At 47.9% G+C, this 13,385-nt stretch carries 13 protein-coding genes; 1 reads left to right on the forward strand and 12 read right to left on the reverse strand.

Translation table 11 applies throughout. The features are described from left to right. Positions 1–28: 28 nt before the first annotated feature. From GGR41_RS09990 to GGR41_RS10025, 8 genes are all read right to left on the reverse strand, one after another. The gene (locus GGR41_RS09990) at positions 29–1,246 is read right to left on the reverse strand and encodes an EAL and HDOD domain-containing protein (RefSeq protein ID WP_167661729.1); all 1,218 of its coding nucleotides are present in this window, start codon (positions 1,244–1,246) and stop codon (positions 29–31) included. Positions 1,247–1,373: 127 nt separating this feature from the next. Next, entirely contained in the window at positions 1,374–1,931 is a 558-nt protein-coding gene (gene sufT / locus GGR41_RS09995; RefSeq protein ID WP_167661730.1) for a putative Fe-S cluster assembly protein SufT, read from the reverse strand. Positions 1,932–1,945: 14 nt separating this feature from the next. Next, entirely contained in the window at positions 1,946–2,398 is a 453-nt protein-coding gene (sufU, locus tag GGR41_RS10000; protein WP_077733030.1) for a Fe-S cluster assembly sulfur transfer protein SufU, read from the reverse strand. Then, complete coding sequence (locus tag GGR41_RS10005) at positions 2,391–3,641, reverse strand: cysteine desulfurase (protein WP_167661731.1); 1,251 nt, start codon at positions 3,639–3,641, stop codon at positions 2,391–2,393. Before GGR41_RS10005 ends, sufU begins: the two co-directional genes overlap by 8 nt. 1 nt (position 3,642) lies before the next feature. Further along, complete coding sequence (sufD, locus tag GGR41_RS10010) at positions 3,643–4,950, reverse strand: Fe-S cluster assembly protein SufD (RefSeq protein WP_167661732.1); 1,308 nt, start codon at positions 4,948–4,950, stop codon at positions 3,643–3,645. Next, the gene (gene sufC, locus GGR41_RS10015; protein WP_167661733.1) at positions 4,947–5,720 is read right to left on the reverse strand and encodes a Fe-S cluster assembly ATPase SufC; all 774 of its coding nucleotides are present in this window, start codon (positions 5,718–5,720) and stop codon (positions 4,947–4,949) included. The genes sufD and sufC overlap by 4 nt, the downstream gene beginning before the upstream one ends. 12 nt (positions 5,721–5,732) lie before the next feature. After that, positions 5,733–7,181, reverse strand: coding sequence for a Fe-S cluster assembly protein SufB (gene sufB, locus GGR41_RS10020; protein ID WP_167661734.1), 1,449 nt, complete (start codon positions 7,179–7,181; stop codon positions 5,733–5,735). Continuing rightward, the gene (locus GGR41_RS10025; RefSeq protein ID WP_077733027.1) at positions 7,181–7,669 is read right to left on the reverse strand and encodes an SUF system Fe-S cluster assembly regulator; all 489 of its coding nucleotides are present in this window, start codon (positions 7,667–7,669) and stop codon (positions 7,181–7,183) included. The genes sufB and GGR41_RS10025 overlap by 1 nt, the downstream gene beginning before the upstream one ends. Before the next feature lie 140 nt (positions 7,670–7,809). On the opposite strand from GGR41_RS10025, the gene GGR41_RS10030 reads away from it, so the two are divergent. After that, positions 7,810–9,372 (forward strand): anti-sigma factor domain-containing protein, encoded by a 1,563-nt coding sequence (locus GGR41_RS10030; protein ID WP_167661735.1) that lies wholly within the window; start codon positions 7,810–7,812, stop codon positions 9,370–9,372. Position 9,373: 1 nt separating this feature from the next. On the opposite strand, the gene GGR41_RS10035 is transcribed toward GGR41_RS10030, so the two are convergent. Genes GGR41_RS10035 through pheT form a run of 4 tightly spaced genes read right to left on the reverse strand, consistent with a single transcriptional unit; the run spans position 9,374 to position 13,374 of the window. Continuing rightward, complete coding sequence (locus tag GGR41_RS10035; RefSeq protein ID WP_167661736.1) at positions 9,374–10,180, reverse strand: ferritin-like domain-containing protein; 807 nt, start codon at positions 10,178–10,180, stop codon at positions 9,374–9,376. A 49-nt stretch (positions 10,181–10,229) separates the two neighbouring features. Then, the gene (locus GGR41_RS10040) at positions 10,230–10,610 is read right to left on the reverse strand and encodes a MerR family transcriptional regulator (protein ID WP_167661737.1); all 381 of its coding nucleotides are present in this window, start codon (positions 10,608–10,610) and stop codon (positions 10,230–10,232) included. A 47-nt stretch (positions 10,611–10,657) separates the two neighbouring features. Then, positions 10,658–10,960 (reverse strand): integration host factor subunit alpha, encoded by a 303-nt coding sequence (locus GGR41_RS10045; protein ID WP_371019749.1) that lies wholly within the window; start codon positions 10,958–10,960, stop codon positions 10,658–10,660. Between the two features lie 8 nt (positions 10,961–10,968). Continuing rightward, a complete protein-coding gene (gene pheT / locus GGR41_RS10050; protein ID WP_167661738.1) occupies positions 10,969–13,374 on the reverse strand; it encodes a phenylalanine--tRNA ligase subunit beta in 2,406 nt (801 codons plus the stop codon). Positions 13,375–13,385 lie beyond the last annotated feature (11 nt).

Here is a 13,385-nt window from a genome sequence, read left to right on the forward strand (position 1 = left end):
CTGCGTGGGCTTATGCTTGTTTAGTGAGTTATTTATCGGCTTGTTTTTGTTCTGTTATGTGCTCTAAGATGTCTTGCACCCACACACGGCTCTCAAACCATATTTGATTAAGTATAGCCACCTCTTCTGGGCTTAGCTGGTTCATATTACCCTGCTCAAAGCTTTCTATCATGCCAAGCAGGCGGCCATATTTGCCTTGACGTAACTCCAGCTGTTGAATGATTTCAAACGGCAACGATAAATGATGTAAGAGCTCACCATAGGGCACATCAAATATCACATGGATTTTTGACAACAGCCCAACCACAAATGCTGTATGAGTATCAATGCCATGAAGCTCTGCCATGTGCTCACACATAGCGGCTCGAGTTAAAACTTGAGGCAACAATAAATGACTGCCTGCAGCCGAGCTTGTAAAAATCTGTGTTGCCACAATGGCACGTAGACGACGTAAGCCTAAGGTTTGTATAGCATGAGCAACAGAGGTAGTTTTATTATGCAGCGCATAATAAGCACTATTAGCGTGCTTTAAAATAATATAAGTTAGCTGAGGATCCAAAAGAATAAGCTCTTCAATATAGGCATAATCTACATTTTCGTGCTGCAACTCAGCCAACAGCCTAAGCTGAGCATGCCGATTAGATACTCGCTCGTGAACAGACTCGGGGTGTACTAGTGGTTTTGCATAAAAGTAACCTTGAAAATAATCAAAACCCATTTGCACTAAAAACTCAAAATCTTCTTTAGTTTCCACTTTTTCTGCCAGCAGTTTTAGTTTTCTCGCTTTGTAATAAGCAAGATCTTCTGTGGAAACTGTTTGCCAAGTGTCGATTTTCACTATATCGGCATAATTCAGTAGTAAATCGGTTTTTTCGTTTAAAACAAAGTCATCCAGTGCAATCAAATACCCTTTATTTTTAATTACTTCTAGTGCCTCTAATACCTCGGGTTCTGCAATAACAGTTTCCAACACCTCTATGACAATTTGTCTTGGCCTAGGAGGCAATAACTCTGGCTTTAAAAGCCACTCTTTAGGCGCATTCAAAAATACCATGCGCTTACCGACTAACTGCTCTAGCCCTATTTCATAAAAAGCTATATTACTGGCTCGGGCTGTTGCCACCATTGCATCACTGAACTTTGCACTTTTGTCTTTTGCATTAGAGCGATATAGCAACTCATCGCCTATATGATTTAAGTGCCGATCACAAATAGGCTGTAAAGCAATACAATAACTATTACTCATAAAGGCTGCGCTCAATATCAAATATGAATTCGTATTTTTTATTTTGCATTTTATATTAAATACGTCATAAAAGAAAAAAACCGTTAATTCTATAAAAATTAACGGTTTTTTTATGCTATAGAAGCGTTTATAACATTCCTAATTGCAATCGAGCTGATTCACTCATCATTTCACGGCTCCAAGGTGGATCCCAGACCAAATTTACCTCGGCTTTGCTCACGCCTTGGATAGTTAGCACCTTAAAGCGGGCTTCTTCGGCAATAATGGGCCCCATACCACATCCTGGTGCAGTCAACGTCATATCCAGTAGCACTGAAAAATTATCTGGTCCTTCTTGAGTCACATGACATTTATAGACCAAACCTAAATTGACAATATCAACAGGAATCTCGGGGTCAAATACCTCGGCCAAAACAACCCAACATGCCTCTTCGATGGTTTTTTCCGTCGCAGGCTGCTCAGGAACAAAAATCTCTTCTTCCTTGGCTTCTTGGCCAATGGCATCGCCATCAATTCCTTCGATGCGATACATATTACCTTCAACAATCACCGTAAAGCTATTACCTAACTTTTGGGTAATTGTCGCACTACAGCCTTTTTCAATGGTGACTGGTGAACCATAGGGGATGGTCACTGCAGGGCAATCACGTGTGACAATGACCTCTTCGCGCTCAAAATAACTCATTATTTATACAGCCTTTACTCTGTTTTAGCGACGTCATCAGATTGGTGAATCGCGTTATCTAAAGTGTGCCATGCTAAGGAGGCACATTTAACTCGCGCAGGGAACTCTTTAACCCCCGACAACACCTCGAGCTTTCCTAAATCACGATCGGGGTGCTCGGTGGTCAACATGGCATGCATGTCTTTAAAAAGTTGCTCTACCTCGGCCATGGTTTTGCCTTTGCAGGCCTCGGTCATTAACGACGCTGAGGCTTTTGAAATGGCACAGCCTTGACCAATAAAACTGACTTTCTCTACCACATTATCTTTGACATGGGCGTAAACACGTAACTGATCTCCACACAGCGGATTATGACCATCGGCTTTGTGGGTCGCGTCTTCCATGTGATTAAAATTACGTGGATTGCGATTGTGATCAAAGATTACTTCTTGGTAGAGCTCTCGTAGTCCGCCAAAATCCTCACTCATCTGAGACTCCAAATAGTTTTTGCGCTTTTTTCAAACTGGCTACCAAAGCATCTACATCCTCGAAAGTGTTATAGAGAGCAAAAGAGGCGCGCGCGGTGCCAGGTATTCCAAAACGGGTCATTAACGGCATGGCACAATGATGGCCAGCTCGTATCGCTACACCATCCATATCAAGAATGGTACCTAAGTCGTGAGGATGAATGTCCTCTACTAAGAAGGATAATACACCCGCTTTGTGTGCTGCGGTACCCACTAGTTGGATACCTTTTATGGCAGAAAGCTGAGCCGTGGCGTACTGCAACAAGGCTTCTTCGTGCTGCGCAATTTGCTCGAGTCCGATTGATTCCACATAGCGCAAAGCAGCGGCTAGCACAATCACCCCAGCAATATTTGGAGTGCCTGCCTCGAAACGCTGTGGCACGGGTGCAAAAGTGCTTTCCTCGAAGCTAACGGTATGGATCATATCGCCCCCACCGCGCCAGGGTGACATCGCATCTAAGATATCGTATTTAGCGTACAAAACCCCTGTGCCAGTTGGCCCATAGATTTTATGGCCTGAAAACACATAAAAATCACAATCCAAAGCTTGGACATCGACTTTTTGATGCGCTACGGCTTGAGCCCCATCAATGAGCACCTTAGCCCCAACTTGATGGGCTTGCTGGATCATTTCTGCAACGGGGTTAACAGTGCCTAACGCGTTAGAGACATGCACAATACCCACTAATTTAGTTTTAGCGCTGAGTAGACGCTGATACGCCTCGAGGTCCAGTTCGCCGTTATCTAGCACCGGCACCACTTTAATCACTGCCCCCGTTTTTTTGGCTATGAGTTGCCACGGCACAATATTTGAATGGTGTTCCAGCCCAGTTAACAGAATCTCGTCACCGGCGTGTAAATGATCCAAACCCCAGGCATATGCCACTAAGTTGATGCTGTCGGTTGTACCACTTGTAAAAACAATTTCTTCTACCCGAGCCGCATTAAGAAACTGTTGGGTAACAACACGCGCCTCATCGTATTCATCGGTGGCGTACTGGGAGAGCCAATGCACACCGCGATGAATGTTGGCATTATGCTTTTCATAAAAGTCTTTTTCTGCCTGAATAACTGCAGCAGGCTTTTGCGTGGTCGCGCCGTTATCCAAATAAACAAGGCGCTGCCCACGAATAGGCTGCGCCAAGATTGGAAAATCGGCACGCCGATCGAGCTGCAATGCAGGTTGAGTGATCGGCTGTGACATATTAGATTTGCTCTCCGATTTTTTTACCACCAGGCAATAAGTTTTGAATGCCTTTGGTAGCACGTTGACGTAAGCTTTCTGACTGAATTCGTTCTAAAACCTGTGCTGCGAACGCGTAAATGAGTACATCGTAAGCTTCTTCGTGGCTTAGTCCTCGTGAACGTAGATAAAACATACTGTCTTTATCTAGTTGACCTACCGTTGCCCCGTGCGCACATTTCACATCATCAGCGTAGATCTCAAGCTCGGGCTTGGTATCGGCACGGGCAAGCTTTGATAGCAGCAAGCTATCAGAACGCTGAATAGCATCGGTACCGTCTGCACCCTCGTACACAATAATACGACCTGAAAACACACCGCGACCGCGATCAGCCATCACACCACGGTAATACTCGTGGCTAGTACAGTTAGGCTGCTCGTGGTGAATCTGGGTAAAGTGATCCACATGACGGCGGTCATTGACGTAATACAAACCATTTAACAAGGCATGACACTGCTGCCCTTTAAAGTGAGTCTCAATGCCTGTGCGAGCTAATTGTGCACCAAATGACAAAGAATGGGACTCGTAATGTGAGGCTTGTTCTTGCTCGGCATCCACAGCAGCCAAATGCACGGATTTTTCACTTTGGTTTTGCAGCTTGAGGTGAGTCAGATTGGCATCTCGGTCTGTCCAAATACGGGTGACTGAATTGGTTAGTCCCGCATAGTCATCAGTACTAAGGTAATGCTCAACAACCGTAGCATGCGCACCGGCCTCTAGCGCAATAAAGCTACGCGTAAAGGTGGCAGACTGCGTATCCGTATTGATATATACCAAATGGATAGGCTTAGCAATTTGTACCCCTTGCGCTACGCGCACATAAGCACCGTCTTGTGCTAGAGCAAGGTTTAATGCCTCTGGGCTTGAGCCCATATCAACGTTGCCATAGATGGCTTCTAGCGTATCGCTTTCGTCACGCAACAACTGCGCTACAGAAGCCAAACGTAAGCCGGATTCTGTACCCATAACCGTCGATGCATCCGCATCAAACTGACCGTTTACAAAAGTCAGCCAATAACCGTCCTCTTCGTTTTTACAGGCGCGGACCAACGCATCGGCAGCGGCTGTGCTCTGAGCTAGCTCGTAGCTTTTTTGCTCCATGATGGCCAAAGAGGTATGACGCCATGCTTCGAGGCGGCTGGTGGGCCATCCCTCTGCGGCAAAACGCGCTAAAGCCTGTTGACGTAGCTCGCTAAGCCAACCGGGGGTACCAGTTTGCTCTGCCGCCTTGGCAACAAATGGATTAACCCAAGTGGGCAATGAGGTCATACCGCTACTCCTTTGGCGTCAACGCCAGCCTGCTCAAGTACCCACCCATACCCACGCTCTTCGAGCTCTTTGGCTAATGAAGCATCACCGCTGCGGACAATGCGACCACCGGCGAGGACGTGGACAAAATCAGGCACAATATAATCTAACAAACGTTGGTAGTGAGTGATTACCACCATGGAACGATCGGGCGAGCGCAAACGATTTACGCCATCGGACACAACGCGCAACGCATCAATATCCAAGCCTGAATCGGTTTCATCCAAAATCGCTAATTTCGGCTCGAGTAAGCTCATTTGCAAGACTTCATTGCGTTTTTTCTCGCCGCCAGAGAAGCCTTCATTCACTGAGCGGTGTAAGAACTCTTCACGCATGCCTACGTCTTTCATTTCCTGCTTAACCAGTTTTAAAAAGTCGATGGCATCGAGCTCGGGCTTACCCTGTTCGCGACGCACTGCGTTGACGGCCGTGCGTAGAAAATACGCGTTAGACACACCTGGGATCTCGATGGGGTATTGAAAAGCAAGGAATAAACCAGAGCGAGCGCGCTCTTCTACGTTCATGTCCAGTAGATCTTGACCTAACCATTCGACTGAACCGGAGTCAACGGTGTAGTCTTCACGGCCAGCCAATACCTGAGATAGCGTACTTTTACCTGAACCATTAGGCCCCATGATTGCGTGCACTTCGCCTGGTTTTACATCTAAGCTTAGGCCTCGTAGAATTTGTTTGCCTTCTACTGAAGCGTATAAATCGTTAATCTTTAGCATTTCTATTATTCCTTAACCAACACTGCCTTCGAGGCTAACACCAAGCAAGTTTTGAGCTTCGACAGCAAACTCCATGGGTAGTTCTTTAATTACGTCTTTACAGAATCCGTTCACAATCATTGATACCGCGTCTTCGGCGGAAATACCGCGCTGCATGGCATAAAACAACTGATCTTCACCAATACGTGATGCGGTGGCCTCGTGCTCTACGCTAGCGGTAGGGTTTTGTACCTCGACCACAGGGAAGGTATGCGCCGAACAGGTTTTACCAATCAACAACGAGTCGCACTGTGTGTAGTTACGTGCATTATCTGCACCGGGGGTGATACGCACTAGGCCACGATATGTATTCAACCCATGCCCTGCTGAAATCCCTTTAGAGATAATCGTGCTGGTGGTGTTTTTACCCATGTGAATCATTTTGGTGCCCGTATCGGCTTGTTGGCGGTGATTGCTAAGAGCTACCGAGTAAAATTCGCCAACTGAGTCGTCTCCGCGCAAGATCACACTGGGGTATTTCCACGTAATCGACGAACCGGTTTCAACCTGAGTCCATGAGATATGGGAACGTGCACCACGACATTCACCCCGTTTGGTCACAAAGTTGTAAATGCCACCTACCCCGTCTTTATCGCCGGGGTACCAGTTTTGTACAGTGGAGTACTTGATTTTGGCGTCATCTAAAGCGACGAGCTCGACCACCGCTGCGTGCAATTGGTTATCTTTACGCATGGGCGCCGTACAACCCTCGAGATAACTAACCGAAGCGCCTTCTTCGGCAATAATCAAGGTACGCTCGAATTGACCAGTATCCGGAGAGTTAATACGGAAATAGGTGGATAGCTCCATCGGGCATTTAACGCCTTTGGGAATATACACGAAGGAACCGTCTGAAAACACCGCAGAGTTGAGTGCCGCGTAAAAGTTATCAGAAGGAGGTACGACCGTACCGAGGTATTTCTGAATTAGCTCGGGGTAATCGTGCACCGCCTCTGAGAAAGAACAGAAAATCACCCCGACTTCTTTAAGCTGCTTTCTGAAGGTCGTCGCCACAGATACGGAATCAAACACCGCATCAACAGCCACACCAGCCAAACGAGCGCGTTCGTGCAAAGGCACGCCTAATTTTTCATAGGTACGCAAGAGCTCTGGATCTACCTCGTCTAAGCTCTTTGGGCCATCGGCTTTACTTTTTGGTGCTGAATAATAGCTGATGTCTTGGAAATCAATGGGTTCGTACTTAACAACTGACCACGTTGGCTCTTTCATTTCAAGCCATTGACGATAAGCCGCTAATCGCCACTCGAGCATAAATTCTGGCTCTTTCTTTAGTGACGAAATTCGACGAATCGTGTCTTCGCTTAGCCCCTTAGGGATAGTGATCGATTCGATTTCGGTAATAAACCCGGCCTCGTAATCACGATCTAAAAACGTGTCGAGGTGTTCATTAACTGTACTCATTAGGATAACTCCGCTGTGGAAGTGCTGCTCTGACGTCGAGATTTAGTCATAAATCCGTCGGATTGCTTTAAAGGGTATTCATGGGTTGGGCGTATCATATCAGCAACGCTGACATCTTCAAGGGTTCGGCGTACAATATCGTTTATTCGCTGCCAGTTGCTGCGTATATGGCAATCTTGCTCGACAGAACAGGCACCGGGGTGCGCGACACATTCAGTCAAACCAAATGGCTGATCATCTAACGCATCAATAATTTGTGCCACACTAATTTGCTCGGCAGGACGTGACAATGCATAACCGCCTCTAGGGCCACGAGAGCTAACAACTAGCTCGTCTTGGCAAAGCATCTTTAACACTTTGCTAACGGTGGGCTGCCCAAGACCCAGCGCCGTCGCAAGCTCGGCAGCACTAAACACACGTGAAGGGTCGCCCCCCATATGTGTTAGCACTAGCGTGCCATAGTCGATGATTTTGCTTATTCGCAGCATAAAGGCCTCGTTTTTCTCAATATATGTATATAGTACCGCTTTGGTACTATATACGTCAAATAGATTGCTGCACTCTGTTACTGCATTTTTACGTAACTCGCCTCTACAATACTTTTTTACTCATCGACCTCACAAAGCTTATGGCTACTGGCACCGCTTCTTACCAACAACTGTTAGAGCAATGCGCTCATCAAAACAGCTCAGCGTTAAAACAGCTTTATGAATTAGAAGGCCCACAGTTTTTGACCTTAGGGCAAAGTCTGGTGCACCGTAGTTCTGATGCCGAAGAACTCTTACGTGAAAGTTTTGTTTTAATTTGGCGTAATGCCAATGCTTACGACCCTCGTCTTGGCTCAGCCAAGGCATGGCTCTATAGTATTTTTCGCTTTCGCGCTCAGCAGAAACGCCAAAGCTCAGGTAATTTAAGCTCACTAATCAAAGCCAAAAATCACTTTTACTTGCCCAGCTCTGCTTCACCCGAGCTCTTACAGTTTCAACACCTCAACGCAGAAACTCGACATAAATTAGCTCTAGCGTATTTATATGGCTTTAACTATGCCGAGATTGCGAAAGAATGCCGCTCTTCTATTCAAGAAGCCCAAGCGGCTGTTCAGGAAGGCCTATTACTGCTTACGCATTTATTTACGGGCTGGCACAATCATTCCGACAAGCATCTAATCATTTTGGGTGAATACTGTTTAGGTTTACTCGGAACAGCCAGCGAGGCCAGTATTGCCCACCAGCTACTTCAAACCGATGACACAGCCGCACAAGACCTTTTGCTCTGGGAAGAGGTCTTTAGCCATTTGGTCGCTTGTTTGCCAATCCTTACGCCACCCGCTTATGTATTAAGTCGCATTTACCAAGACGTAGGCCTTCCTTTAAGTCAAGCCTTAGCCCCCTCTGTAAACGCTACTCCCAACAAAAACCAAGCTGCACCGGCCACGACTCCAAGTGCGAGCTTATTAGAAATCCTGCATAACGATACAGCGGCTGACCACACTGCCCCTGCCGTCTCCGCGTCTACTCAAGTTTCACCCCCGCCATCGTATGGCGACCAAAGCAGCCCCGACCCTGTCTTTAAGGTCACTGAACCAGACCCCCCCGAGGAACCTGATGCAGTATTGATGGATCCACCACCGGTGCCGGCTAGCTTTACCGAGCAAACCAAAGCAGAGTTAGCAGAGGCGTCTTACCAGCCTGCTGCGACCCAATTAAAACCTAAACATAAACTGGGCTGGTGGGTCATCGGTGCTACCGTGGCTGGGCTGAGTGCATTTGCTATCTGGGCGTTTATGCCTAAAGCCCCTGTGGTGCAATTGGTGCAAATGAGCCCCCAAGCAGGCGCGGTGCTTCAGGCGCCCGGACAAAGTGCGACACCAGGGTGGATATTAAGTGTAGACGCCGAAGGCCATGTGTTATTAAGCCCTCAGGTGCGTACCGAGCTAGACGCCAATCAAACGGTTCAGCTTTGGACTCAACTTCCTAACGACACGCAAATCCGCTCATTAGGACGTATCAACCCCAATCAACCGGTCACCCTACCCGCTGACCTCATTGGTCCCGTCGAGGTTGGCCAAATTTTCGAAATGACACTGGAATCAGATCAAGGCGCCTCTAGCCCATCCGGTTCTATTTTATTCTTGGGCCGCGTGGTGCGCTTTGGTGAATTTAAACCGGTTGCGGATCAGTCAGATATTTAAGTTAGCTTTGAGCTTGGCGCTGTAAGTAATCAAGTTCTTCGGCATGAAATCCGGCTGCCAAGCGTGCCGGAATATTGAAAGGCCCTCGCAAGCGCGGTGCACGATAGTCCTCTGCTAACTCTGGGTAGAGCGCAATGGCATCCAATTGCTGCTGATCGCAAAGCCAGCGATACCATGTATTACCCAAAGCCACGTGCCCCACTTCATCGCGCAAGATAATATCGAGAATCGCTGCGGCTTGTTCATCACCGGCCTGTGCCAGCTTGGCACGCACAACGGGGCAGGCATCTAAGCCACGAGCCTCTAGCGTACGAGGCACCAGCGCAAGTCGCGCCACCAAATCGTCTTTAGTGCGTTCTGCCATATCCCACAAACCGTCATGCGCAGGGAAGTCACCATAGGCAAAACCTAAGCGGTGTAAATGGGTGTTAAGCAACTCGAAGTGTACGACTTCCTCGTAAGCCACACATAGCCAATCACCATAAAAATTATCTGGCAAATTGGCATAACGCCAAATAATATCCAAGGCTAAATTAATCGCATTGAATTCAATATGAGCTAAGGCGTGCAATAATGCTGCCCGCCCTTCTGCGGTATGTAATGAACGCTGCTTAACCTGCTGCGGGGGCACAATTAACGGTTTTGTGGGTCGTCCTGGAACGCCTACGCTTGGCTCGTCCAAGCACAAATCGGCCCCTACAGGTAGGCTCCACGCCTGCTGCAGCTGCTTAACCAAAGCGGCTTTTTCTACTGGATCATGGATTAATAAGGCTTGTAGTGCTAGACGCCGTAAATAAGTGTTTTTCATAGAAAAAGTCCGGGCTAGACCCGGACCGTTTTGTATTGATGACAAGGGCTTAGCTGGCTAAAGCTTGCTCGAGCACCTGCTTAACGTGTTGTAAATCGTGGCGAATAGCTTGTAGCTCGGCACCGGAAATGCGCACAGCGGCCTCGGGATTAATCTCTACGGGGCCTGTTCCCCCTAAGCGATTGCGAGCGCCGCTAATAGTGAAACCTTCGTCGTAGAGCAAATGACGAATGCGACGGATAAGTAAAACCTCGTGGTGCTGGTAATAACGACGATTACCCCGACGTTTCATGGGGCTGAGCTGAGTGAACTCTTGTTCCCAGTAACGCAGCACATGCGGTTTGACTGCACAAAGCTCGCTTACTTCGCCTATAGTGAAATAGCGTTTAGCAGGAATGGGAGGTAAATTGTGATTTTCCATAGCAGTCATCTTAAGTTTCCTTTGCAGCTAGTATAAGCTATCTACTATTTTTTTGCTTATTGGGGGGCGTTTTCTACGGCCGATTTTAGTTTCTGGCTCGCATGAAAAGTCACCACTCGACGGGCAGAAATAGGAATGGATTCCCCTGTTTTCGGGTTACGACCCGGGCGCGACGACTTATCGCGCACCTGGAAGTTACCAAAACCCGATAGCTTTACTTCTTCGCCACGCTCTAAGGCCGCACTTATTTCTGCAAAGAAAGCATCAACAATTTCTTTGGCTTCACGCTTGTTGAGACCGACTTGCTCAAAAATACATTCGGTCAATTCCGCTTTAGTTAAGGTCTTATCAATTAGCATCATGGGTATTAGGCTCGCTGACGAATTTGATAGGTTTGGCTTAAAGCCTCTAGTAAGGCCTGCATCACAGTGTCCACCCGCTCGTCATCTAAGGTGACCTCAGCGTCTTGAAGCCAAAACCGCATGGCTAGGCTTTGTTCAGCGGCAGCAGCATCGGCTTTCCACACATCAAAAAGACGGAATGACTTAACAATAGCCAAAGCGGAATCTGTCTGAATGGCTTGGTGCAAGGTGTCGGCGATTTGTTGATAGGTAACAGCCGTATCCACCCAAAACGCCAAGTCACGTTGTACCACAGGCTGACGCGATTGAGCAGTTAAGACAGGCATATCGACCTCGGACAGCCTATCAGCGTCTAATTCAAATAAAATGGGCGCTGATTTAATATCCAGTTGTTGCAACCACTGAGGATGAAGCTCGCCTACCCAGCCGACCTCTTTGCCCGCTAAATAAATGCATGCACTGCGCCCAGGATGTAAAGCAGGATGCTCGGCCGCGTCAAAACGCAGCTGACTGGCTCGAGCCCCAAATAAGTTTTCCACATCAGACTTCACATCGAAAAAATCAACCGCACGTGTTTTAGTGCCCCACTGTTCAGGGTATGCAGGCCCCCAGGCGGCCCCAGCTAAGCGCAAGGGCTGATGCACACCCGCAACACTTAGGTCGCCGTCTTTTGTTTGGGCATCACGCATAAAAACTTTACCTAACTCAAAAACACGAACACGCGACTGACGATGACGGGCATTATGTTCAATATTAGCAAGCAAGCCACCCAAAAGAGAGGAACGCATTACCGCTAACTGGCTAGCAATAGGGTTTAGTAACCGGATAGGGTCATTATTACCTGCATAGTTGGTTTCCCACTTTTCCTCGACGAAAGCAAAATTAATCACCTCTTGATAGTCAAGCGCAGCGGTTTGAGCACGCAACAAATGAGGCCCCTTCAGCGTTTCGGGTTTAATCAGCATATCGGCACGCGCTTTAGGAGCCACGTCTGGGATACGCTCAAAACCATAAATGCGTGCGACCTCTTCGATTAGATCTTCCTCGATGCGAATATCAAATCGGTAGGTAGGTGAAGTGACATGGAAAACCCCATCTGTCTCAGTGAATGCAAAGTCTAGGCCTTGGAATACTGCGCGCACCTCATCAGCGGTAACAGGAATGCCTAAAACCCGTTGACATCGCTCTAAGCGCATACTGACCTGAGGCGGCTTTGGCATATTGACCTGCTGATCCACAATAGGGCCCACTTGACCACCGCAGATCTCTAACACCAGTTGCGTGATACGCTCGAGGTGTTCTAGCACATGATCAAAATCTACCCCACGCTCAAATCGATGGCTGGCATCCGAGTTGAATTTGTAATGACGCGCACGCCCCATGATGGCCTCGGGCCACCAAAAAGCAGATTCAATGAACACATCGGTCGTGTTTTCTGCTTTTACTGAACTGTGCTCACCACCCATAATACCGGCTAGACTTTGCGGCTTGCCATCTGAGGCAATCACCCCCACCGTTTGATTGAGTTCGATCTCTTTACCGTTAAGAAGCACAAGGGTTTCGCCGTCATTGGCCCAACGTACCTCTAAACCATTTTTTACTTTGTCTAAGTCAAAAATATGCGAAGGACGCCCTAATTCGAGCATGACGTAGTTAGAAATATCTACCAATGCGGATAAAGAGCGCTGGCCTGCTCGCTCTAGGCGTTTTACCATCCACGCTGGCGTGGCAGCAGCGGCATTTATCCCGCGCACCACTCGCCCGGCAAAACGACCGCATAAATCTGGTGCCAACACGGTGACGGGTAAGGTATCGTCAATTGTCACGGGCACAGGCTCAAAAGAAGGCACGTGCAAGGCTAAGCCCGTTAAGGCTGAAACCTCTCGTGCTACCCCAAGCATAGAGAGACAGTCAGCGCGATTGGGGGTCATCTTAATTTCAATGACGTGATCGTCTAGATCTAAATAGGCACGAATGTCCGTGCCCACTGGCGCATCAGAAGGCAATTCGAGCAACCCATCGGATTCCTCGGAAATACCCAGCTCTTTCGCTGAGCACAGCATGCCAAATGACTCGATACCGCGCATTTTGGCTTTACCGATTTTAAAATCGCCGGGCAAACGGGCACCTAGTTGCGCCAAAGGTGCTTTAAGACCTTGGCGTGCATTGGGCGCGCCGCAAACAATTTGTACTGTGTCTGTGCCTGTATTAACTTGGCACACACGTAGACGATCCGCGTCAGGATGAGGAGCAATGGCCACAATTTCTGCTACCACCACACCACTAAATGGGGGGGCAGCTAAGGTGGATTCTTCAACCTCTAAGCCTGCCATAGTCAAGCGATGGCAAAGTTCATCGGAACCCATTGTGGGATTAACAAAGGTACGTAACCAAGATTCAGAAACTAACATGCGTAATGCCC

The organism is Paenalcaligenes hominis (assembly GCF_011927625.1).
GTDB lineage: Bacteria > Pseudomonadota > Gammaproteobacteria > Burkholderiales > Burkholderiaceae_B > Paenalcaligenes > Paenalcaligenes hominis.